The 22318-nt window shown below is 67.0% G+C and carries 19 protein-coding genes; 3 read left to right on the forward strand and 16 right to left on the reverse strand.

All coding sequences use genetic code 11. From position 1 onward, the window contains the following. Nucleotides 1-7 precede the first annotated feature (7 nt). Nucleotides 8-1228 (reverse strand): PucR family transcriptional regulator, encoded by a 1221-nt coding sequence (locus ACFULV_RS23285; RefSeq protein WP_378659983.1) that lies wholly within the window; start codon nt 1226-1228, stop codon nt 8-10. A gap of 161 nt (nt 1229-1389) precedes the next feature. Here ACFULV_RS23285 and ACFULV_RS23290 point away from each other — a divergent pair, with 161 nt between their 5' ends. Further along, a complete protein-coding gene (locus tag ACFULV_RS23290) occupies nt 1390-3243 on the forward strand; it encodes a PHA/PHB synthase family protein (RefSeq protein WP_378659986.1) in 1854 nt (617 codons plus the stop codon). Between the two features lie 27 nt (nt 3244-3270). On the opposite strand, the gene ACFULV_RS23295 is transcribed toward ACFULV_RS23290, so the two are convergent. From ACFULV_RS23295 to ACFULV_RS23320, 6 genes are all read right to left on the reverse strand, one after another. Then, nucleotides 3271-3888, reverse strand: a complete 618-nt coding sequence (locus tag ACFULV_RS23295; RefSeq protein WP_378659989.1) for a DUF1345 domain-containing protein — start codon at nt 3886-3888, stop codon at nt 3271-3273. Nucleotides 3889-4275: 387 nt separating this feature from the next. Beyond that, entirely contained in the window at nt 4276-5172 is an 897-nt protein-coding gene (locus ACFULV_RS23300) for a hypothetical protein (RefSeq protein WP_378659992.1), read from the reverse strand. After that, on the reverse strand, nt 5169-6089 hold the full coding sequence (locus ACFULV_RS23305) for a hypothetical protein (RefSeq protein ID WP_378659994.1): 921 nt from the start codon (nt 6087-6089) through the stop codon (nt 5169-5171). The genes ACFULV_RS23300 and ACFULV_RS23305 overlap by 4 nt, the downstream gene beginning before the upstream one ends. Before the next feature lie 107 nt (nt 6090-6196). Further along, complete coding sequence (locus ACFULV_RS23310; RefSeq protein ID WP_378659996.1) at nt 6197-6619, reverse strand: DoxX family membrane protein; 423 nt, start codon at nt 6617-6619, stop codon at nt 6197-6199. A 119-nt stretch (nt 6620-6738) separates the two neighbouring features. Further along, nucleotides 6739-7365: a TetR/AcrR family transcriptional regulator gene (locus ACFULV_RS23315; RefSeq protein WP_378659999.1), complete on the reverse strand. Its 627-nt coding sequence runs from the start codon at nt 7363-7365 to the stop codon at nt 6739-6741. A 1-nt stretch (nt 7366) separates the two neighbouring features. Next, the gene (locus tag ACFULV_RS23320) at nt 7367-8143 is read right to left on the reverse strand and encodes an enoyl-CoA hydratase (RefSeq protein WP_378660002.1); all 777 of its coding nucleotides are present in this window, start codon (nt 8141-8143) and stop codon (nt 7367-7369) included. 643 nt (nt 8144-8786) lie between these two features. Here ACFULV_RS23320 and ACFULV_RS23325 point away from each other — a divergent pair. Beyond that, nucleotides 8787-10100, forward strand: coding sequence for an MFS transporter (locus tag ACFULV_RS23325; protein WP_378660005.1), 1314 nt, complete (start codon nt 8787-8789; stop codon nt 10098-10100). A 76-nt stretch (nt 10101-10176) separates the two neighbouring features. Here the strand turns inward: ACFULV_RS23325 and ACFULV_RS23330 are convergent, their stop codons facing one another. The 9 genes from ACFULV_RS23330 to ACFULV_RS23370 all read right to left on the reverse strand — a co-directional run bounded on the left by ACFULV_RS23330 (nt 10177) and on the right by ACFULV_RS23370 (nt 20557). Next, nucleotides 10177-11985 carry an acyl-CoA dehydrogenase gene (locus tag ACFULV_RS23330; protein ID WP_378660008.1) on the reverse strand — a complete coding sequence of 603 codons (1809 nt, stop codon included), beginning with the start codon at nt 11983-11985 and terminating at the stop codon, nt 10177-10179. Beyond that, nucleotides 11985-13133 carry an acyl-CoA dehydrogenase family protein gene (locus ACFULV_RS23335; protein WP_378660010.1) on the reverse strand — a complete coding sequence of 383 codons (1149 nt, stop codon included), beginning with the start codon at nt 13131-13133 and terminating at the stop codon, nt 11985-11987. Before ACFULV_RS23335 ends, ACFULV_RS23330 begins: the two co-directional genes overlap by 1 nt. A gap of 8 nt (nt 13134-13141) precedes the next feature. After that, nucleotides 13142-14359 (reverse strand): cytochrome P450, encoded by a 1218-nt coding sequence (locus ACFULV_RS23340; protein WP_189028492.1) that lies wholly within the window; start codon nt 14357-14359, stop codon nt 13142-13144. Further along, a complete protein-coding gene (locus ACFULV_RS23345; RefSeq protein ID WP_378660012.1) occupies nt 14356-15972 on the reverse strand; it encodes an AMP-binding protein in 1617 nt (538 codons plus the stop codon). The genes ACFULV_RS23340 and ACFULV_RS23345 overlap by 4 nt, the downstream gene beginning before the upstream one ends. Further along, the gene (locus tag ACFULV_RS23350; protein WP_378660014.1) at nt 15969-16376 is read right to left on the reverse strand and encodes a Zn-ribbon domain-containing OB-fold protein; all 408 of its coding nucleotides are present in this window, start codon (nt 16374-16376) and stop codon (nt 15969-15971) included. The genes ACFULV_RS23345 and ACFULV_RS23350 overlap by 4 nt, the downstream gene beginning before the upstream one ends. Then, nucleotides 16373-17533 carry a thiolase family protein gene (locus ACFULV_RS23355; protein WP_378660017.1) on the reverse strand — a complete coding sequence of 387 codons (1161 nt, stop codon included), beginning with the start codon at nt 17531-17533 and terminating at the stop codon, nt 16373-16375. Before ACFULV_RS23355 ends, ACFULV_RS23350 begins: the two co-directional genes overlap by 4 nt. Then, nucleotides 17533-18327 (reverse strand): crotonase/enoyl-CoA hydratase family protein, encoded by a 795-nt coding sequence (locus ACFULV_RS23360; RefSeq protein ID WP_378660020.1) that lies wholly within the window; start codon nt 18325-18327, stop codon nt 17533-17535. The genes ACFULV_RS23355 and ACFULV_RS23360 overlap by 1 nt, the downstream gene beginning before the upstream one ends. Nucleotides 18328-18482: 155 nt before the next feature. Then, the gene (locus ACFULV_RS23365) at nt 18483-19772 is read right to left on the reverse strand and encodes an acyl-CoA dehydrogenase family protein (protein ID WP_378660023.1); all 1290 of its coding nucleotides are present in this window, start codon (nt 19770-19772) and stop codon (nt 18483-18485) included. A gap of 47 nt (nt 19773-19819) precedes the next feature. Then, nucleotides 19820-20557 (reverse strand): SDR family NAD(P)-dependent oxidoreductase, encoded by a 738-nt coding sequence (locus tag ACFULV_RS23370; RefSeq protein WP_378660028.1) that lies wholly within the window; start codon nt 20555-20557, stop codon nt 19820-19822. A gap of 119 nt (nt 20558-20676) precedes the next feature. On the opposite strand from ACFULV_RS23370, the gene ACFULV_RS23375 reads away from it, so the two are divergent. Continuing rightward, nucleotides 20677-22281, forward strand: a complete 1605-nt coding sequence (locus ACFULV_RS23375; RefSeq protein WP_378660025.1) for an FAD-dependent oxidoreductase — start codon at nt 20677-20679, stop codon at nt 22279-22281. Nucleotides 22282-22318 lie beyond the last annotated feature (37 nt).

Below are 22318 nucleotides of genomic sequence, written 5' to 3' on the forward strand. Positions count from 1 at the left end.
GCCTCCTTCAGGTTGGGGACGACGTACCGAGCCGGTTACCGAGCTCCGGGAACGCGCGGATGGCTTGCAGGGCAATGGTGAGGTCGCTCAGCATTCGCGGGTCGTCGAGCGAGCCACCCAGATGTTCTTCGAGGCGGCGGATGCGATGCCGGACGGTGTTCTCATGGCAGTACAGCAACCGGCTCGCCTCGACCGCCGAGCCACGCGAGTCGATCCATGCCGTCGCGGTGGCCAGCTGAGTCGTCCGCTCGTGGTCGGGCGCGGCGAGGACGCCGCTCAGCACGCGCAGCACGAATCGTCGGGTGGTATCACGGTCGCGCACAAGGAGATCGATGTGCGGGTCGTCGTCGAGGCGGCGGATACCCGTCGTGCCGGGCGACAGCGTTTCGAGGGCGACCTGGGCCAGCCGCAATCCCCGGGCCGCACCGTCGAGCCGGTGGAACACCGGGCTCGCGCCGACACGTCCGAGCGCTATCTGCTCGACCGAGGCGAGCACCTCCGACGGGTCACGGCGACCCAGGGAGAGCACCCCGATCTCGTGCTGGGGCCGGGAGCGCCACGCCGAACCGACGTCGAGCTGCCGGAGTCGGTCCTCGAGTCGCGGCAGAGCCGAGCAGTGCGAACCCGTCACCTCCGCGACGAGTACGAGGAAGATGCCGTCGTAGGGCAGGTCGAGCAGCTTCGCGACCTCCCAGGCGCTGAGCGAACCGGAAGTGGGCCCGTCCAGGATCGCCGAGATGATGCCGGATCGCCTGCGGTCGGCCGCGATCATCCGTTCACTCATCGCCTCCCGGTACGACTCGGTCAGTGCGAGGGAGAAGTCGTCGGCCAGTTCCCAGATCGCCGTCGCGGTATCGAGCAGCGCGTCCACCGACTTCTGGCCCGAGTCGCGGGCGGCGGCGAGCAATCGCTCCCACACGAACGCGAAGCCGAGGCGATAGGCGCGCAGGACCTCTGGCAGCGGCATATCCTGCACGGCGCGGGTGCGTCCGATATTGGCGGGCGCCGACAGGTCGACCCCGTGTTCGCCGCTCAACCGAGCCAGGATCTGATTCACGTTGGCTATCAGCGATGCTCGCAGTTCGCCCCGGTCGACAATGCTCTCCATGCGGTAGATCTCGATCTGCCCGGAAATCCGGGCGAGCAGCTGGTCGGCCAGTTGGTCGATCTGCCCGAGCAGGTCAGCGGCCAGTTTCGCCACCGGCGGAGCGAGACTTGGAGTAGGCACCTCGACAGGTTATCCACGAGGTAGCGGTCGATGCCGCATCGAGCGAACAGAGTGTGGGTGCCGACACGTTCTCCGGAGATGTGTTGTCGGCATCGACATTGGCTGGACGGGCGCCATGCGCGACCGTTCTAGTACGCGTTCGGCACGGTGGCCGCACTGAGATGCGGGTCATCGTGCGTTCGCCACCGGACTGCGAGAAGCAGGCCCGCCCCTCGGTCGTCGACCACCGCGCCCACGAGATCTTGCTACCAGATCGACGCGGACCGACCAGAGCACGCCGCGCGAACTGCGCCGGCGCGGCCGACGAGAGTGGAGACGCCATCATCAATCACGGCACGACCAGTGACACCCCGGAGTTCGCGATTCCCTTCGACCAACTGCTGATCGAAGGCGCGCTGGGGCACGCCAACCCGTGGCTGCCCGGCAATTCGGGCGTTCGTTTCCTCGACGCTCTGGCCAAACGCCCCGACCGGGTCAAGACGCGAGTCAGCACGCTCGTCGAGGAACTCGGCCGCATCGTCAAGGGCAGCTCCGAACTGGCCCCACCGCCGAAAGACCGGCGTTTCACCGACCCGGAATGGTCACAGAACCCGCTGTTGAAGCGCATCGTGCAGGCCTACCTGGCCGCCAACGAGCTGGCCGATGGGCTCCTCACTGACGCACCTATGGAGTGGCGCGACGCCCAGCGGATGAAATTCGTGTTGTCGAATATCCTCGAAGCCGCTGCGCCGAGCAACAATCCGCTGATCAGTCCCCTCGCCTGGAAGACGTTTTTCGCCACCAACGGCTTCAACACCATCTCGGGCCCGCGCAATCTACTGCGCGACTTCGCCAGCTCGCCGCGGATCCCGGCAATGGTCGAGCCCGACGCTTTCCACGTGGGCGTAGACCTCGGGATCACTCCCGGGGCGATCGTGTACCGAACAGAGATGTTCGAGCTGATCCAGTATCTGCCCCAGACCGAGACCGTGCGCGAGGTGCCGCTGCTGATCGTTCCGCCGACCATCAACAAGTACTACGTACTCGATCTGGCACCCGACCGCAGCCTGGTCGAATTCCTGGTCCGGCAGGGCCAGCAGGTGTTCATGATCTCCTGGCGCAATCCCGATGAACGCCACCGTGACTGGGGCATCGACGCCTACGCCCAAGCCGTGATCGACGCGTTCAGTGTGGTCGACCGCATCGCCGGCGCCGGCGCCGTGCACACCACGGCCGCCTGCTCGGGTGGCCTGATCGCCTGCATGGCGGCCGCGCACTGCGCGCAGACCCAGGGTATCGGCAAACTGGCCAGCCTCAACCTGCTCGTGACCATGATCGACCAGAACCGGGCAGGCATGGCCGGCTCGTTCATCGACGAAGGTGTCGCCCGCGCCGCGATCGCCCGATCACAGAGCAAGGGATACCTGGACGGCCGCGCTCTCGCCGAAGTCTTCGCCTGGCTCCGCCCCTCCGATCTGGTCTGGAACTATTGGGTCAACAACTATCTGCAGGGTAAGACCCCACCCAAATTCGACATCCTGTTCTGGAATGCCGACACCACTCGGATGCCCGCCGCTCTGCATCGCGACTTCATCCAAGCCGCCCTGCACAACAAGCTGGCCACCGCCGGCGCCGTCACTGTGCTCGGCACACCCATCGATCTGCACCGGATCACGGTCGACTCCTACGTCGTGGCCGGCTCGGCCGACCATATCTGCCCCTGGACCAATTGCTACCGCAGCGCGCAGCTGCTCGGTGGCGAGGTACGTTTCGTCCTGTCGACCAACGGTCACATCGCCTCGCTGGTCAATCCACCCGGTAACCGTAAATCCAGTTACCAAGTGTCGGAAGACAATTCTCTCGATTCCGCCGATTGGCGTGCCGCAACGCCAACGGTCCAGGGCTCGTGGTGGCCCGACTACGCCGCGTGGCTCGGCGACCGATCAGGGCACGACAGGCCCGCGGCGGCCACGCTGGGCAACGCCGAGTTCCGTCCCCTCGGTGTCGCCCCGGGTGCCTACGTCATGGCCCACTGACCGTCGGCCGTCAGGCCTCTGCCAGGCTCACCGCCCCTTCACGACATCGACCGCGACGCCGATGACCGCGACGTTGTAGAAGAATCCGATCACCGAATGGAGCAGTACCTGCGCCCGGAGGTGACGGGTTCTGGTCGTGACGTCGGAGACGGCGAACGAGACCCCGATGGTGAAGGAGAAGTAGGCGAAGTCCAGCAAATTCGGCCGAGGGGTATCAGGGAACGACAGTTGTTCTTCTGGAAGCCGCCGATGGTAGGTGCGGGCATACTGTTCGGCGAACCCCAGGTGCAACAGGAACCAGGCCAGCAGCGCAACCGCCACCGCGATGACTTCCGTGGACACCGTCTGTTCCTCGTCGACGTCGCCTGCCACGATCGACAACACCGTAGCCAGCCCGACGGCGCTCGTGACCACCGTCAAGACCAGGGCGGTCCAGCTATCGGGAATTTCGTCCAGCCACTCCGCGGGGTCGTCGGCGTGCCGGTTCCGCAGCAACCGCACCAGCCAAGCACCGATATACATGGAGGAAAGCAGACCCCAGCAGAGCAACCACCCACGAGGTTCACCTGCCCACAATGCGGCAACGCCGACCACAACCAAACTCGCCTCGAGTACTCGACTGACGATCACCCTCATGCTGCTCATAGCGAAGGCTCCTTCAACGTTGGGATCCACCGACTGCGAGCAGCCGACCTCCCTCGATGAGTACGAGTTCGCCCGTTCCCATCTCGACGCGTCGTCCTAGGAGACGAGGAGTGCGATCGCCGTAGCGATGTCGTCCAACTCGGCACGGCCGACTCGGATGCTGCCCTGCGCGAGAGCAATACCCCACGGACGGTGACAGGTTCGACCGCCAACTGCTCGGCGGGTGGATCAGTGCTGCGTCGAATGAACTGTACAACCCGAGGTCGGCAGGTGACTCCTCACGTTCATCCCGCGCACCAGACCCGCGGCCGCCACCGCCTGCACCATTCCGTCCACAGAGCCTGGCCCCGGTCTGCTGACGTCCCTACGTCTGTTGACGCTGTGCCGCTACTCGCCGCGCGATCTGTGCGCCGTGAGATCGGGGTAGCCACCCGCGGCTTGTATCGTCGCGCTCCACCGTCCGACGGTGCAGATCAGCTTGTCGGCTTCGTCCCCCAGCGCCTCGAGCGCTGGTCGCAGCTGACGGTCGGTGGCGGTCTCGATCTCCTCGCGCGCGGCCCGGCCTGCCGGTGACAGCAGCTCACCGTCGAGCAGGCGGCGTTCCTGCAGGCGATGCGTCGCGGCGTCGAGCTGCGCATCCGACCATCCCCTGGTGTAGACGTAGGTGCGCGGTGGCAGGTCCCATCTCTGCTCACTGAGCAACCCCATCTCCACCGCGTCGAACCCCGCCGCGATCCAGGCCGCGGTATGGGAGTCGCCGCGGTATTCCCGGAGCCGGTCGGCCAGCGCCCACGCCCGACCGAGCCGATCATCGGGCAGGTCGATAGTACACAGTCCCGCGAACAGTGGCCGCCCCGCCACCTGCAGGGGTTCGGTTGCGCGAGTGAGCAATTCGATTACCCGCCCGATGCCCTCCGGTTCCTCTCCGAGCATCCGGCGCAGCGAGTCCGTCGCCCCGCGGCGACGAGCGGCGGCGAGCGAGGCGGAATCGGTGACCGCCCAGCCGCGCTCGACCGCCGCGGCGACCATGCCCGGCTCGAACACCGCGAACGCGGCAGCGACGACCGCATCGCGCGCGTGCCCGAGTGCCGAGCCACGGCTGGCGTTGTAGGCATCGCGATTGGAGGTCTGCGCACCGCCGCCCAGTGACCCGCGACCCGCGCCGAAGCCGAGCGCGGTGTACTCGGCGTTCGCCTCGGTGGAGAAATACACCTGTCCGGCGAACGGCTCGATCGCGGCCCACAGGGCGCGGGCGCGGGCACTGCACACGGCGTCGGTGATCATCGGCTCACGCCCTTCGAGTAATTGACGATGCGGGCCGCGTCGCACCGCTCCGCGCTGGTCAGAGCGGGATAACTGGCCAACATCAGGCCCGCACTCCACGGTTTGAGCAAACCGATGAGCTCGTCGAGGTCATCGCCGAGTGCCGCGATCGCGCCACGCGATTGCTGGTCCGTCGCGACCTCGACAGCTTCTCGTGCCCACGTACCCGTCGCCGTGAGTCCCCTACCGTCGATGTGGCCGCGCGAGCGCAGTCGCTCCTGCGCCGCGTCGAGCTGTTCGGTGGTCCAACCTCGGGACCGCACATAGGTGCGCGCGGGCAGCCCGCGCGCCAACTCACCCACCAGACCGATCTCGGCGGCATCGTAGCCTGCCGCGTTCCAGGCGGCCGTGTGCGAGTCGCCACGGTACTCCCGCATGCAGTCGGCAAGGCGCCAGGCGCGGCCGATCGCGCTGTCGGGCAGATCGAGCGCACGCAGACCGGCGAACAGCGGGCGCCCTTCCGACCGGAGCGGTTCCAGCGCCCGCGTCAGCAGCGCGGTCACACGCTCGGTCCCCGCCGGGCAGGGCCCCAGCACCCGTTCGAGGTGCGCGATCGCGCCCGCAGTGCGCGCGGCGGAGATCGTCGCCGCGTCGGTGAGCCGCCACCCGTGTTCGACTCCGGCCGCGACGACGCCGGGCTCGAACACGGCGAAGGCCGCCGCCACCACAAGGCCGTGGACCTGACCCATCGCCGCGCCGCGACTGGTGAAATACGCTGCGGCATCCGGTGTCGCGACATTGCCCAGCGTTCCGGGCGGCGCGAAACCGAGACGCTCGTAAGCGGCATGGCACTCCGGCGCGAAGTACACGTGCCCCGCCAAGGGTTCGATCGCCTGCCGCAGCGCCCGCGCACGTCGGCTCGACTCGTCGATCACCATCTGCATCACTGTTTCGCCTTCCCTGACGTAATGGCTGTTCGTGCCGTCGAGCCCGATCACAGCGGGCCACAGCCACCCGCCGCGTTCGAATCCGCGCTGCGCGCTGGTTACCTCTCGGCGCGCTCGGGAAGCCCGCCCGCCCACAGCGCCGCAGCGATCAGCACAGGCTGACCGAACAGCCGGAGCAGGCGCTTGGTGTCGGTGTCGAGGCCGAACGCGCTGGTGCCCTCGACGTACTGGGCGATATTGCCGGGGAAGATCGCGACGAAGAACGCGGCGAGCGCGAGCCCGACGATCCGCCGCTTGCGTGGCAGGGCGAGCAGTGCGAGGCCGAACCCCACCTCGGCGACACCGGAGCCGAGCACGGCGAAGTCGGCGTCCAGGGGGAACCAGTCCGGCACCTGCGCCTGGAACTCGCCGCGCGCGAAGGTGAGGTGCGAGACGCCGGCAACTGTCATGAGGCCGCCGAGCGCGAGCCGGGTGACACGCTGCGAGCGACGCTCGGACGGCGAGCTGGTGAGCGAGAGCATGGGTGTCCTTCCAGGTAGATTGAGATTGCGCACAGGGCGAGACGGCGTGGGGACGCGCCGGTTGTGGAATCAGAGTTGATATCCGCGCCGACGCTGAAGACCCGCCCCGGTCGACACGATCACCCCGACCTGTGGGTCCACCGCTGCGGTGTCGATCGCATCGGCGGGCCGAGGCGATCGACAGCCGACAGCCCGCTCCAGCACAGTGCGACCACAGTTTCTGCCGCGTCGCTCTTGGAAATCGGTCGTCCGGCATCGAGCCAGTCCCTGGCCGCGAGATGGCTCGCGCCGACGAGGCCCGACGCGCACATGCCAGCTCGGGCCGGGTCGACACCAGCACTGCGTAACTGGTCACTCACCAGCGTCGTGCATTCCCTCATGGCACAACTCACCCGCCACGCGATGACTGGTTCGCTGGGCACCGGGGTCTCGAACACGAGCACGTGTCCACCCTCGTCCTCGTCGACGAAGTCGAAGTAGGCCATGACCGCACGCCGCACACGTTCGCCGTACCCGGCGTCCACAGCCACGCCTCGACGAACACCGGCCACCATCCGGTCCAGATACTGCTGCAGGACAGCGACATACAGATCGAGCTTGCCAGGGAACTCGGTGTAGAGCACCGGCTTGCTTATGCCCGCCCGTGCGCTGATGTCGTCCATTCGAGCACCGTGGTATCCAGCGGTCGCGAACACTCCGCGCGCTGCGGCCAGAAACGCCTCACGACGACATCCTCGACCATCCACGTCACCGATGGGTGAACTGCGCGGTGCGCTTGTCGACGAAAGCGTTCATGCCTTCCTTCTGGTCCTCGATCGCGAACAGGGAGTGGAAGACGCGGCGCTCGAAGCGGATTCCCTCGGCGAGGGTGGTCTCGAAGGACCGGTTCACCGCTTCCTTGGCGATCATGGTGACCGGCAGCGACTTGGCCGCGATGGCCTCGGCGACCTCGGCGACGGTGTCGAGCAGGTCGTCGGCGGGCACGATACGCGAGACCAGACCCGCCCGTTCGGCCTCCTCGGCGCCCATGTTCCGGCCGGTCAGCACCAGGTCCATCGCCTTGGCCTTGCCGACCGCACGGGTCAGCCGCTGCGAACCGCCGATGCCCGGGATCACGCCGAGTTTGATCTCGGGCTGCCCGAATTGCGCGGTGTCGGCGGCGATCAGGATGTCGCACAGCATGGCCAGCTCACAACCGCCGCCGAGTGCGTACCCCGCGACCGCGGCGACGGTGGGCTTGCGGAACTGGGCCAGCCGGTCCCAGCGGGCGAAGAAGTCGTCCATGAACATGTCCATGTACGACTTGGGCTGCATCTCCTTGATATCGGCGCCCGCCGCGAAAGCCTTGGCGGAGCCGGTGATCACCACCGCGCCGATCTCGTCGTCCCGCTCGAGTTCGTCCAGGGCGGCGACGATGTCGTCGAGGACCTGGGTGTTGAGCGCGTTGAGGGCCTTCGGCCGGTTGAGGGTGATCCAGCCGACCCGGTTCTTACGCTCGAGCAGGATCGTCTCGTATTCGGTCATTCGGCGCCCTCCCCGGAACGTTCCCGGATGTCGGTGACGATCGCCGAGAAGTCCCGGCGCGCGTCGGTCTGGTTGAACCGCACGTAGAGCGCGGCAGCGAGCGTGCGGTATGTGGCTACCGGAATCCGACGACACTGACCGCCTGTACGGCCAGTATGTCACAGGCAGCGGGACACCACTAGCCGCCCGGCCCCCTCGAAAAGTTTCACGCCCGCCGATACCCACCAATTTGCCCACCTACTAATTGAACACATTGTATGTTTAGTGTTGTGATCCACGTAACACACCTCGATATCCCGGAGGCCCGGGCGGAGGTGCCCTCCTCAACCAGTCAGCGCGGTTCGAGACCACGACTGACCTGATCGCGAACAGGTCGCTCCGGCAACGGAACCGGCCCGCGCTCCTCACTCCACATACCGCCTGTCGACCCTCTCCCCGCATTCTCGAACGGCTGCCGTAACGCCGGTGCGGGCGAAAAATTCAGGGCTCCGATCCCCCGCCGCACCGGCCCCTGTCCGCCCGGTTGCGATCAAAGGCCCTTCACCCTCGTGGATCACCGCCTGCCACGCAGGGACCGCCCACAACTCGACGTTGCGGCTATCGCGCGGCCAGCACACTCAGCAACACCCGAGAACGGATCAAGATGACCACGAAACAATCCACCGCACCCACCGGTGTATCCGGGACCGATCCCGTCTACTCACACGCACGCGCCTGGGGCATCACCGCCACCGTCGTCGTGCTGTACGTCATCAACTACTCCGACAAGGCAATCCTCGGCATCGCCGCCAAACCGCTCCGGGACGAGCTCGGTCTCACCGCCTCCCAGATCGGCCTGATCGGCAGCGCCTTCTTCGTCACCTTCGCCGTGGGCGGCCTGCTCGCCGGGCCGTTGGCGCGCCGGGTGAGCATGCGCTGGCTGCTGATTGCGATCGCGCTGTCCTGGTCTCTCGTCATGCTGCCCACAGTCGTTGCGGCATCCTTCGGCGTTCTGCTGGTGAGCCGGATGCTGCTCGGATTCTTCGAGGGACCGGCCCTCGCCGTTGTGTGCACGGCGATCTTCGCCTGGCACCCCATGGAGAAGCGGGCACTGCCCAGCGCCTGCCTCACCGCCAGCGCCCCGCTGACCAAGATCCTGGCGGCACCGGCCCTGGCGGCCATCGTGGTCCACTGGGGATGGCGCGCCGCCTTCCTCACCCTTGCCGGCCTCGGCGCCGCATGGGTGCTGCTGTGGCTGTCCACCTGGAAGGAGGGACCTTACGGCGCGAAGGCCGTAGCCGCCGCCGAGGCCGAGAACGCCGACACCGCCCCCATCATCAAGGTCCCGTGGCTGCGCATCTTCCTCACCCCCACCTTCATCGCCGCGACACTCGCCATCTTCAGCGCCTACGCGCTGTCCACCACCGTCTTGACCTGGCTCCCCTCCTATTTCGAAGAGGGACTCGGCTACAGCCGGCTGACGGCAGGCAGCCTGTTCGGTGTCCCCAGCATCGCGGGCCTCTTCTTCATTTTCAGCACGACCTTCATCGCTGACCGGATGATGGCGAAGGGCACCTCTGGACGTGCCATGCGGGGCATTCTGCCCGGGTGCACACTGCTGGTCACCTGCATGAGCCTGCTGGCGCTGCCCTTCCTGAGCACGCCCGCGCAGGCGGTGGCCGCGATAACCCTCGGTTACGGCATCAGCAACTGTGTCTACGCGTTGTTCATCGCTGGTGTCTCCCAGCTGTGCCCGCCGAGCCAGCTGGCGGGCACCCTCGGCCTGTTCACCGCCCTCATGTCGGTGGGCGGCCTGATCGCCCCCTACCTCACCGGTGTCATCGTCGACGCGGCGGAGACCAAAGCCGACGGCTACCTCCTGGCGTTTCAGATCTACGGCGTCACAGCCGGTATCGGCGGCATCCTCGCGATCGCGTTGATCAACCCCGAGCGCGACGCACGTCGCGTCATGAGCTGACAACCCAGCGAAACGACGGCAGGCTCCGGTGGATGTATCCACCGGAGCCTGCCGCTGCCGTTCGCCTCGCGGAGCCTCAGAACGCCGTATCGGCGAGGTCCATCACAGCATGATCGATACTTTCCAGCACGCCGCGCACCGCGGCGAGCCCGGGCAGGATGTCGGCGGCGAAGAAGCGCGCCACCGCCACCTTGCCCGCCCGGTAGTCGGGGTCGACGGTGCCCGATGCCAGCGCCACGCTCGCCTGCCACAACAGCAGCCAGCCGACGACCAGATCGCCCACAGCCATCAGGAACCGCACCGACCCGAGCCCGACCCGATAGACCTCGGCCGGGTCCGCACCGGTGGCATAGCCGGTCAGGACCGCCGCCATCGCTCGCGCATCCACCACCGCCGCGACCAGCAGATCGGCTTCACCGGCCAGCTCCGACGGTGCTGCCGCCGCGAATTCGGTGATCTTGCCGAGCAGGAACTCGAACGCGATGCCCTTGTCCCGCAGGATCTTCCGGAAGAAGAAGTCCTGAGCCTGGATCGCCGTGGTGCCTTCGTAGAGCGAGTCGATCTTCGCGTCACGCAGGTACTGCTCGATCGGGTAGTCCTGCAGGTAGCCCGAGCCACCCAGGGTTTGCAGCGACTCGGTGAGCATCGCGAAGGCGCGTTCGGAGCCGACACCCTTCACGATCGGCAGCATCAGGTCGTTGACTCCGGCTGCCATCGCGGGGTCGGCGCCCGAGACGACCTGCGCCGCCTCCTCGTTCTGATGCGCGGCGGTGAACAGGTAGACCGCGCGCAGCCCTTCGGCGTAGGCCTTCTGCATGAGCAGCGACCGGCGCACGTCCGGGTGGCGCAGAATGTTCACCCGGGGTGCCGATTTGTCCGCGATCGCCGTCAGATCCGCACCCTGCACGCGATTGCGGGCGTAGTCGAGCGCGTTGAGGTAGCCGGTGGACAGGGTGGCGATCGCCTTGGTGCCCACCATCATCCGCGCGGTCTCGATAATCTGGAACATCTGTGCGATGCCGTTATGGGTATCGCCGACCAACCAACCCTTGGCGGGCGTGCCGTGCCCGCCCAAGGTGACTTCGCAGGTGGCCGATACCTTCAGTCCCATCTTGTGCTCGAGGCCGGTGACGAATACCCCGTTGCGATCGCCCAGCTCGCCCGTTTCGGAGTCGAAGTGGAACTTGGGGACATAGAACAGGCTCAAACCCTTGGTTCCCAGCCCGGCGCCTTCGGGTCGGGCGAGCACCAGGTGCACGGTGTTCTCGAACAGATCGTCGGCGTCCGCGGAGGTGATGAAGCGTTTGACACCTTCGAGGTGCCAGCTGCCGTCTTCCTGAGGGATCGCCTTGGTCCGGGCAGCACCCACATCGGAACCGGCGTCGGGTTCGGTCAGCACCATGGTGGTGCCCCAACCCCGCTCCACCGCGAGTTCGGCCCACCGCTGCTGCTCCTCGTTGCCGATGCCGTACAGCACGCCCGAGAACGCGGGACCGGTCAGGTAGAAGAAGATGCCGGGCTGGGCGCCGAGCAGGAATTCGGTGATCGCCCAGGCCACCATCGACGGGGCGGGGACACCGCCCACTTCCGGCCGCAGCCCCACCCGGAACCATTCGGCGTCCTGCCAGGCGCGCAGCGATCGCTTGAACGATTCCGGGATGCTCACTGTGTGCGTGGCGGGATCGAAGGTCGGCGGGTTGCGGTCGGCGTCGGCGAACGCCTCCGCCACCGGGCCCTCGGCCAGCTTCGCGGCCTCGGCGAGCATGGTGCGCACCGTCTCGCCGTCGAGATCGTCGAACGCGCCGGTGGCGAGGATCTTGTCCAGCCCGAAAACGTCGAACAGCGTGAATTCGAGGTCGCGAACATTCGCGCGATAGTGGCCCATCAGCGCGTCCAAAGCGGAAGGGACTTCGCGATGACCTCGTTCATGATCTCGGTCGCCCCGCCACCGATGCTGAGCAGCCTGCCGTCGCGGAAGAGCCGCTCGACTTCGTTCTCGCGGATGTAGCCCATGCCGCCGAAGATCTGCACCGCCTCGTTGACGACGTACTCGCAGGCGTTCGCCGCGGTGTTCTTGGCCATCGGCACCTCGGCGCCGAGGGCCTCGCCCGCGACGTAGCGGGACAGCACATCTCGCACGTAGACCCGGGCGACGGTGATCTGTCGCGCCATCTCGGCGAGCTTGTGCCGGATCACCTGCCGATCGGCCAGCGGTTCACCGAAGGTGACCCGGTCGCGCACCCACGGCAGGGTGAGGTCGAAGGCGCGCTGGGCGGTCGCGTACCCCTGCACCGCGAGATTGAGCCGTTCACCGTCGAGGCGAGTCATCAACTGCGCGAAGGCCGAGCCCTCCATGCCGACCAGATTCGCCACGGGCACCCGCACGTTGTCGTAGTGCAGTTCGGCGGTGTCCGAACACAGACAGCCCATCTTCTCGAGCTTGCGCCCCACGGAGAATCCCGGCGTGTCGGTGTCGACGATCAGCAGGGACAATCCCCGATGGCCTGCGTCACCGGTGCGAACCACCGTCGTCACGTAGTCGGCGCGGGTCCCCGAGGTGATGTAGGTCTTGGCGCCGTTGACGACGTAGTGATCGCCGTCGCGCACTGCCGTGGTGCGCACGGATGCCACGTCGGAGCCGGTGCCCGGCTCGGTGATCGCGAGGGAACCGATCTTCGCACCCCGGAGGGTCGGTTGCACGTATTCGACTACCTGGGCAGGATCGCCCGCGGTGGCGATGTGCGGCGCGGCGATGGTATGCGTCAGCAACGACCCGCACAGACCCGGACTACCGCCGTTGCCGATCAATTCCTCGATCAGGATGGACAGATCGATGTAATCACCCGCGCCACCGGCGGATTCGGGAAACGCCAGTTCGAGCAGGCCCAGCGATCCGGCCTTCTGGTGCAGGGAGCGCGGCAGCTGCCCGTCGCGCTCCCACTGGTCCATGTTCGGTGCGATCTCGCGGATCGTGAAGTCGGCGACCAGCTTTCGCAGCTCCAACCGTTCGGGAGTGGTCCAGAGGTTGCTCAATGTCGACCTTACCGTTCCAGCCGAACGGGCAGCTCGGTGATGCCGTTGACGAAGTTGGACCGCAGCCGGACCGGCGTGCCGGTGACCTCGACGGTGCTGAAGCGCTCGAACAGCTTGGTCAGCAGGACGCGGCCCTCCAGGCGAGCCACACCGCTACCGAGGCAGAAGTGAGTACCGAACCCGAAGGAGACGTGTGGGTTGGTCTTGCGCGTGATGTCGAAGGTGTCGGGATTCTCGAACACGGTGTCGTCGCGGTTGGCAGCGGCATAGGACAGCACGACCTTGTCGCCTGCCTTGATCTGCTGCCCGCTGACCTCGGTGTCCTGGACGCAGGTGCGCCGGAACTGGAGGATCGGCGGGAACATCCGCAGGATTTCTTCGACGGCCTGCGGCATCAGGCTCGGGTCGTCACGCAGCAGCTGGAACTGGTCCGGGTTCTGCGACAGCAGCAGGATCGCGCCGTTGAGCATGTTGCGGGTGGTTTCGTTGCCGGCGATGACCAGCAGCTGGAAGAACCGGTCCAGCTCGTCGTCGGTGAGGCGGCGACCGTCGACCTCGGCATTGACCACCAGACTCCACACATCGTCGGTGGGTTCGGCACGCTTGGCCGCGGTCTGGGCGCGAGCGTAGGCGAACAACTCGAGGAACGCCGAGACGTAGGACTTCTTGTCCACGGCTTCCGGATCGTCGAAGCCGACCATGCGGTTGGTCCAGTCGAACAGCAGATGCCGTTCGTCGGAGGGGACGCCGAGGATGTCGGCCAGCACCAGCAGCGGCAGCTCGGAGGAGACCTGCTGGACCCAGTCGATGTCGCCGCCGTCGCCGAGCCGGTCGACGATCGCATCGGCGTGCGCGCTGATGGATTCCATCATGCCGTTGACCACGCGCGGCGTGAAGGCCTTGCTGATGAGCTTGCGCATCTGAGTGTGCATCGGCGGGTCGATGTTCAGCATCGCTTGGCGCTGGATCTGAAGTTCCGCGCGAGACACCTCACGAACCCAGGTCCCGCCCTCATAAGAGCTGAACACCTCGGGGCGCTTCCCCGCGGCCATCACGTCGGCGTGCTTGGTGAACAACCAGAAGCCCGGGCCACCGGGGAAGTCACCCGAGGCCGGTTCGGGCACCCACACGACCGGCGACTCCCGGCGCAGTGCGGCGACCTCGTCGTACGGGAAGCCGTCTAGGTAGGTGTCGGGGTTCCCGAAATCGGGGACGGTGGTGATCATGCTTGCTCCTGTGGGGTGGAAACTGCGGCGGCCTTGGCCCAGGCATAGTCGGCTTTGCCGTTCGCGTGCCTGCCGACCCTGTCGACGCGAAGGAAGACCTTGGGGATCTTGTAGCCCGCCAGCGCTTCGCGGCAGCCGTCGCGCAGCTGCTCGGTCGTGACAGTGTCGTCAGCGGGTTGGTACAGCGCGACGACCTCTTGCCCCCAGCGTTGGCTGGGGCGCCCGACGACCACAGCGTCGGCGACGCCGGGTAGCCCTCGCACCACCTGTTCGACCTCTTCGGCGAAGACCTTCTCCCCACCGGTGTTGATGGTGGTGGCCTCCCGCCCGAGGAATTCGAACTCGCCGGTGTCAGTGAGACGGGCGCGGTCACCGGGGACCGAGAAGCGACGGCCGTCCACGGTGACGAAGGTCGCCGCGGTCTTGTCCGGATCACCGAGGTAGCCCATGGGAATGGCACCACCCTGGGCCAGCCAGCCGATCTCCTCGCTGCCGGGCTCGACGATGCGGGTACGGGTTTCGTCGATCAGCGCGGTGTTGCCGCGCGCCGAGAAGGTACTCGAGCCGGAGCCGCGTTTGGCGTGCAAACCCGTCTCGGAGGAGCCGAGCATGTCGCTGATCCGCACGCTGGGGATGAGCTCACGCAGTTGGTCCTTGAGCGAGTCACGCAGCGCGGCACCGCTGTTGACGATGAGCGTCAAGGCGGGCAGGGTGCGCGGACGTGCCTGGAGCTCGGACACCATCGGCGCGCCGAACGCGTCGCCGACGATGGCGATCGAGGTGACCTCGTGCTGTACGCAGGTGTCGAGCAGCACGCCGGCATCGAACCGTTCCGGACTCGGCTGGAAGACGATGGTCGCACCGGAAAGCCAGCCGCCGAGGGCGATACCGGTCCCGGCGCCGTGCATGAGCGGCGGTGCGGGGAGCACCCGACCGCGGATCCGCAGCGCCCGCTCGACGACTTCCTCCGTCGACGTCGCCTTGCGGACGCCGAGCGGACCGGCCACGAGATCGCCGACGCGCCAGATGACGCCCTTCGGCATACCGGTGGTGCCGCCGGTGTAGAGCAGGTGGCGGTCTTCCGGCCCGGATTCGGGGACACCCTGTGCGGGATCGGCTGCGGCCAGCGCGGTTTCGTAGTCCAGCGCGCCGTCGAGTAGCGGTGCGCCGCTGCCGTCGTCGACCTGGATCAGCAGCGGGAGTTCGTCCAGCTCGGTCAGCGCCGCCGCGAGGGTCTCGGCGAAGTGCCCGCCGAACAGCACCGCTTTTGCCTGTGCGTCGCGGAGCAGGTACGCCAGCTCGGTGGGCGTGTAGCGGTAGTTGATGTTGAACGGCGCGACCGACGCCTTGTGCGCGCCGAGAACGCCCTCCAGGTACTCCGCGCCGTTGTGCAGGTAGAGGCCGAGGTGGTCCTGACCGGTCTCCCAGGCGTTGTCGACGGGCTTGCGTCCGCCGAGCCCGTTGGCCCGCAGCACCGCGGCGAACCTGCGCGTCCGGTCGGTGGTCTCGCGCCAGCTGTCACTCCGCTGTGCGGTGATCACACACGGTTCCTCGGCAAGTGCCTCGGCGATCGCCTCGTGCAGTGTCGCCAGGTCGAATTCGGGCATGGTCATTCTCCGCTCGCTACGACCCACACCGGGTAGCTCTCGCCCTCGGACGGGTTGACGAATTCTGCGCGCAACGCGGCTCCCACCAGGGGCTCGCCTGTGATTCGCGCGTACAGCCACGGCCCCTCGGCCAGTTCGACGACACCGACGGTGTACGGCACCAGGTCGGCGAAGGCGAGGTTGGGTGCCTTGTGCACTGTGGTCCACGTGATGAGCGTTCCCGTGCCCGAGGCGCTGGTCCACACCGGATCGCTACCACCGCAATCGGTGCAGACCATCGCCTCGGGCGCCAGCGAACGCCCGCAGCCTGTGCACTTCTTGATGGCCAGCTCCCCCCGGCCCGCCGCGTCGAAGAACTCGGCGCTCTTGGCATCACGCTTCATGGGCGGCCAGGTCACTGTTTCGCTCATCGGCCGGCTCCACTCAAGACCAGCGTGGCATGGTGTTCGAGGACGCCACCACTGCCGCTCACCATGATCACGTCCTTCTTGTCGACCTGTCGTGCGCCGGCCTGACCGCGTCCCTGCACGACCGCTTCCACGATCGGCGTGAATCCGGTGAGGTAGTAGCTCGACAGCTGGCCGCCTCCGGTATTGCAGGGCAAGCTGCCGCCGGGACCGAGTTTGCCGTCGGACACGAACGAACCGCCCTCGCCCTTGGCACAGAATCCGTAGTCCTCGAGGGTGACCAGCACCGTGAAGGTGTAGCTGTCGTAGAGCTCGAGCAGATCCACATCGGCGACCGAGACGCCTGCCATGCGCAGCGCCGCGGGCCCCGCGACTGCCGCACCGGTGCGCAGACCGAAGTCCGAACCCTGCCGCATCACCTGCCCGGGATGGGCTTGGCCCCAACCGAGGATGTCGACGGGTGGCTGTGCCAGTTCACGGGCCCGTTCGGCGGAGGTGACGATGACCGCGGCACCACCGTTGGAGACCAGACAGCAGTCCAGCAGGTGCAGCGGGTCCGCGATCAGAGGTGAGGACTGGTGGTCCGCGACCGTGATCGGCTTGGTGAACTGCGCGACGGGATTGTGGGCCGCCCAGCTACGCTGGCCGACCGCGACCGCGCCGAGCTGTTCGCTGGTCGTGCCGTAGGTCTCGAAATGACGACGGGCGGCCATGGCGTAGAACAGGTTCGGCGTGATCGCGCCGATGCCGAGGTGGTACGAGGCGAATCCGCTGGGCAGTGCGCGCTGTGTTCCGAAAGCATCACGGGCCGAGCCCTTTTCGCGCAGTGGAGCATCCGCGAACACGCAGGCGACCGCAGTGGCTTCACCGCTGTTGATCGCCTGTGCCGCTGCTGCGATCATGGCGGCCGGGCTGGCACCGAGGGCGTGGATCTCGGCGAGTAGCCGCAGATCCCGCAACCCGAGCACTTTCTGCAGGGACAGCTTCGGGGAGCCCTTGGTTCCCGGGCTCACCAGCAGGCCGTCCAGGTCGGTGACCGCAAGGCCCGCGTCCGCCGCCGCGAGCCGAACCGCTTCCGCCGCGAAATCGGTCGCGCTACGCCCGTAGACCTTGCCGACGGCGGTGAGACCGAGCCCGGCGATAGTCGAGGTGGCCGCCATCACCGACCCTCCCACTTCGGCTTACGCTTCTCGGCGAACGAGCGTGGCCCTTCCTTGGCGTCAGCGGTTCGCATGATCGCCTTGGCCGCGTCGTCACTCAGCTTCCACGACTCCGCCTCCCAGTCCGACATCGCCGCGGCCTGATACAGCACACGCTTACTCGCCTGCACAGCCAGCGGCGCGTTGCGCGCGATCTTGCCGGCCAGTTCGATCGCCGTGTCGAGCACCTGGTCGGCAGGCACTACGCGATTCACCAGTCCCCAGCGCAGTGCCTCCTCGGGCGCGATCGGCGCACCGGTCATGACGGCTTCCAGCGCGATCGCCAGTGGTACGCGTCGCGACATGCGCAGCAGCCCGCCGCCGGCGGCGATGATGCCGTGCCGCACTTCGGGCAGGCCGAGGGTGGCGGCGTCGCTCATCACCGCCAGGTCGCAGGCGAGCACGAATTCCGTTCCGCCACCGAGCGCATAACCGTTCACCGCCGCGATCAACGGCTTGTCGAGCAGCTGCTTCATGATGCCGCCGAACCCACGCTCGCGCTGGTCCGGTCCGATCAGTGACCGCTTCGCCGCTACTTCCTTCAGGTCCGCGCCCGCGCAGAACGCCTTTCCGGCGCCTGTGAGAATGCCGACCCGTAGCTCCGGGTCGGCGAGAAATTCGTCCACCGCCTCTTGCAGCGCGATCGACATGGCGGCGTTGACCGCGTTCATCGCGTGCGGGCGGTTCATCGTGATGATCGCGACGTGCCCGTCCTTGCGGAGGAATGCCGGTCGCTCTTCGTCGGGCTGAACCATGAACTCATGGTATGACCGTACGGGCGGTCAGTCAAGTTCCGATGCCCCTGGTAGCGAACTGATTCACCGCGGCGGGCGCCCCGCTGATCGCCACGAACGAGTGGCCGTGTGCATGCTACACACGGCCACTCGCCGGAGGTCCGATCGTCGCGGGGTCAGAGGTTGCCGACGACCAGCTCCAGTTGCGCTTCGATATGGGCGGCGGCCTGTTCGCGCAGCGCCGGACGGTGTCCGGTCGGCCACAGCCCGGGAGCCGGGGTGTAGTCGCGCAGGACCTGCTTGGCCAGTGTCGTCTTGTGCACCTCGGTCGGGCCGTCGGCGATGCCCATGACCTCGGCGTGGATCAACATGTCGACGAACGGCATCTCCTCGGAGACGCCGAGCGCGCCGTGCAGGTGCAGTGCGCGCTGGGCCACATCGTGGAGCACCCGCGGCATCGCCACCTTGATGGCCGCGATGTCCTTGCGCACCTTCAGGTAGTCCTGCTCCTTGTCGATGCGCCAGGCGGTGTGCAGCACCAGGAGCCGGAACTGCTGCAGATCGATCCAGCTGTCGGCGATCCGCTCCTGCACCGATTGCAGAGAGCCGAGGGTTCCGCCGCGCACCTGCCGCGAGACGGCGCGTTCGCACATCATGTCGAAGGCCTTGCGTACCAGGGCGACAGTGCGCATGGCGTGATGCACACGTCCGCCGCCGAGGCGTGTCTGGGCCACCGCGAACGCACCGCCCTCGGGACCGAGCAGATGGTCGACGGGCACCCGGACGTCGGTGTATCGGACATAGCCCTCGTGGTCGCTGAAGCCGTGTACCGCGACATTGCGGACGATCTCGAGCCCGGGCGTGCCCGCGGGCACGATGAACATCGACATGCCCTCATAGGGACTGACCTCGGGGTCGGTGACCGCCATGACAATGAAGAACTCGGCGAAGGCGGCCACCGAGTTGAACCACTTCTCGCCGTTGATGACCCAGCAGTCCCCGTCGCGCACCGCCGTGGTGGTGAACAGAGTGGGATCGGCGCCGGCCTGCGGCTCGGTCATCGAGTAGCAGGAGCCGATCTCGCCGTCGAGCAGGGGCTGGAGGTACTTCGCACGCTGCTCCGGGGTGCCGTAATGGGCCAGGATCTCGGCGTTACCGGAATCCGGTGCCTGACAGCCGAAGATGGACGGTCCCCAAATCGAGCGGCCGATGATCTCGTTGAGCAGTCCGAGCTTGAGCTGTCCGTAGCCCTGGCCACCGAGTTCGGGGCCGAGGTGACAAGCCCACAGTCCCTTCTCCTTGACCTGGGCCTTGAGCGGGCCCGCGATCGCCATCGCCTTCTCGTCCGAGCGGTCGTAGGGGCTGCCGAACACCAGATCCAATGGTTCGACCTCGGTGCGCACGAACTCGTCGGCCCAATCGAGGACCTGCTGGAACTCGGGGTCGGTCTGAAAATCCCATGCCATGGGTTGTTACCTCACTGAGCTTGGATGGTTGGATGGCTGATCGGTGATCAGCGGATGCCGCCGTCGAGGCGCAGAATCGAGCCGGTGCAGAACGAGGACGCATCGGATGCGAAATACATCGCGGCGCCGATGATCTCATCGGGTCGCCCGGGCCGGCCCAGTGCGACCGCCGATTCGAACTGCGCCCGGAATTCCGCAGGCCACGCCTTGGCGATATCCGTCTCGAAGGGCCCGCACTGAATAGCGTTGACCCGAACCTTGGGGCCGAAGGCCTGGGCGAACCCCTCGGTCACATTGTTGAGGCCCGCCTTCGCCGCCGAGTAAGGCAGCGCGATCACGTCGGAGCGGGTAGCCGCCACCGAGCTGATATTGATGATGGAACCGCCGTCGCCCGCGGCCATCCGGGTGCCGATCTCGGCGCACAGCCGGAACGGTCCCCGGAGATTGACCCCGATCACCTTGTCGAACAGCGACTCCCCCACCGCGTCCAGGCTCGGATACAGCGGTGAGATACCGGCATTGTTCACCAGGATGTCGACCCGTCCGAATTCGCCGTAGGCCGCCTCGATCAGTGCGTCACAGTCGGCCCAGTCGCCGACGTTGGCCGCCACCGGCAGAGCGCGCACGCCGTACTCCGCCCGCACCTTCGCCGCGGTCTCCTTGCAACTGTCGATTTTGCGCCCGGCGATCACGACATCGGCACCCGCTGCGGCGAACGCCTCCACCATCTCCCGGCCGAGGCCCCGGCTACCGCCGGTGACCAACGCCACCCGGCCTGCCAACAGCTCGCTCGTCTGCAACGTCACGTCATTTCCCTCGTTTCCACTGAATGCTTACGTCGATTATGCTGACCGTACGAGCGGTCAGTCAATGGCCGAAACCTGCGACCTCCGAGGAACCCGCCATGGCTTATGTCATCACCCAGCGCTGCTGCAACGATGCGACCTGCATCGCCGAGTGCCCGGTGGACTGCATCCGGCCCACCCCGGATCAACCCGAGTTCGCCACCGCGGAGATGCTCTACATCGATCCCGATACCTGCATCGACTGCGGCGCGTGCGCGGACTCCTGCCCGGTGCAGGCCATCTTCCCAGAGGACGAACTGACCGAATCACTGTCCAGGTACCGCGACATCAATGCCGAGTATTTCCAGGCCAATCCACTGGAAGCGGATTTCACTCCGATCCCTGCCGAGCTGCGTCCCCCCAAGGAGCGGGGAACGCTGCGGGTGGCCATCGTCGGCTCGGGCCCGTCCGCCTGCTACGCCGCGCAGGAACTGCTCGAGCGCGGCGATGTCGAGGTCGACATGTTCGACCGCTTACCTACGCCATGGGGCCTGGTCCGCGCGGGTGTCGCGCCCGATCACGCGGGCACCAAGATCGTCACCGACGCCTTCGCCGCAGACTTCCGGCGCGACAATTTCCGGTTCCACCTCAATCTCGAGGTCGGCGACCATATCTCCCACGACGAGCTCCTGGCCCACCATCACGCCGTGATCTACGCCGTCGGCGCCTCCACCGACCGTCGGCTCGGCATTCCCGGCGAGGACCTGCCCGGCAGTCACTCCGCCACCGAGTTCGTCTCCTGGTACAACGGGCACCCGGACTTCGCCGACCGCGAATTCGACCTCAGCGCCGAGCGCGCGGTCATCGTCGGCAACGGCAACGTGGCACTGGACATCGCCCGGATCCTGACCACAGATCCCGATCAGCTCGCCACCACCGACATCGCCGATCACGCGCTCGAGGCATTGCGCCACAGCGCGATTCGCGAAGTCGTCCTCCTCGGCCGCCGCAGTCCCGCCGAGGCCGCCTACACCTCGCCGGAGTTCCTGGCACTGGGGTACCTGCCGGATGTCGACGTGGTCGTCGACACCGCGGACCTCGAGCCAGGTGACGCACTGAAGGTCCGCCTCGCTCACGAATACGCCGAACGCCCCAGCACCCCCGGCAACAAGCGAATCGTGTTCCGCTACCTCGCCTCCCCGCTCGCGATCACCGGCGACGGCCACGTCGAGGCTCTCGAGGTGAGCCGCAACCGGTTGGTCTCCTCCGAATCCGGCCCCGTCGCCGAGGCGACCGGCGAGACCGGGACACTGGCCACCGGACTGGTGCTGCGCTCCATCGGCTATCGCGGTGAGCCGGTCCCTGACCTGCCCTTCGACGACGCGCGCGGCATCGTCCCCAACGACCAGGGCAGCGTCGCGCCCGGCGTCTACGTGACGGGCTGGATCAAGCGCGGCGCACGGGGCGTCATCGGCACCAACAAGGTCGACGCGAAGGAGACGGTCGACAAGATCATCGGCGACTTCGCAGCCGGTGAGCTGAAGACACCGATCAACGACCGGGAGGCGCTGGCGGCGCTGGTCCGCAAACGTCAGCCCGAGGTCGTCGACCGCGACGGCTGGACGGCGATCGATGCCGCCGAACGCGCGGCGGGCGATGCTGCGGGACGGCCCCGCGTCAAGATCACCAAGGCAGTCGATCTGGTTCGCACCGCCGCTCGGTGAACGGGATATCGACGAATTCGGCCGGTGCCCAATAGGC

Source organism: Nocardia sp. NPDC057272 (assembly GCF_042668615.1).
Lineage (GTDB): Bacteria > Actinomycetota > Actinomycetes > Mycobacteriales > Mycobacteriaceae > Nocardia.

Bases quoted from the DNA above. Each gene is read 5' to 3' on its own strand.
- ACFULV_RS23305 (WP_378659994.1), bottom strand. From the start codon at position 6,089: ATGGTGATCGACGAGTCGAGCCGACGTGCGCGGGCGCTGCGGCAGGCG.
- ACFULV_RS23300 (WP_378659992.1), bottom strand. From the start codon at position 5,172: ATGATCACCGACGCCGTGTGCAGTGCCCGCGCCCGCGCCCTGTGGGCC.
- ACFULV_RS23375 (WP_378660025.1), top strand. From the start codon at position 20,677: ATGGCTTATGTCATCACCCAGCGCTGCTGCAACGATGCGACCTGCATC.
- ACFULV_RS23310 (WP_378659996.1), bottom strand. From the start codon at position 6,619: ATGCTCTCGCTCACCAGCTCGCCGTCCGAGCGTCGCTCGCAGCGTGTC.
- ACFULV_RS23350 (WP_378660014.1), bottom strand. From the start codon at position 16,376: ATGAGCGAAACAGTGACCTGGCCGCCCATGAAGCGTGATGCCAAGAGC.
- ACFULV_RS23360 (WP_378660020.1), bottom strand. From the start codon at position 18,327: ATGGTTCAGCCCGACGAAGAGCGACCGGCATTCCTCCGCAAGGACGGG.
- ACFULV_RS23365 (WP_378660023.1), bottom strand. From the start codon at position 19,772: ATGGCATGGGATTTTCAGACCGACCCCGAGTTCCAGCAGGTCCTCGAT.
- ACFULV_RS23295 (WP_378659989.1), bottom strand. From the start codon at position 3,888: ATGAGCAGCATGAGGGTGATCGTCAGTCGAGTACTCGAGGCGAGTTTG.
- ACFULV_RS23290 (WP_378659986.1), top strand. From the start codon at position 1,390: ATGCGGGTCATCGTGCGTTCGCCACCGGACTGCGAGAAGCAGGCCCGC.
- ACFULV_RS23325 (WP_378660005.1), top strand. From the start codon at position 8,787: ATGACCACGAAACAATCCACCGCACCCACCGGTGTATCCGGGACCGAT.
- ACFULV_RS23320 (WP_378660002.1), bottom strand. From the start codon at position 8,143: ATGACCGAATACGAGACGATCCTGCTCGAGCGTAAGAACCGGGTCGGC.
- ACFULV_RS23330 (WP_378660008.1), bottom strand. From the start codon at position 11,985: ATGGGCCACTATCGCGCGAATGTTCGCGACCTCGAATTCACGCTGTTC.
- ACFULV_RS23355 (WP_378660017.1), bottom strand. From the start codon at position 17,533: ATGGCGGCCACCTCGACTATCGCCGGGCTCGGTCTCACCGCCGTCGGC.
- ACFULV_RS23345 (WP_378660012.1), bottom strand. From the start codon at position 15,972: ATGACCATGCCCGAATTCGACCTGGCGACACTGCACGAGGCGATCGCC.
- ACFULV_RS23340 (WP_189028492.1), bottom strand. From the start codon at position 14,359: ATGATCACCACCGTCCCCGATTTCGGGAACCCCGACACCTACCTAGAC.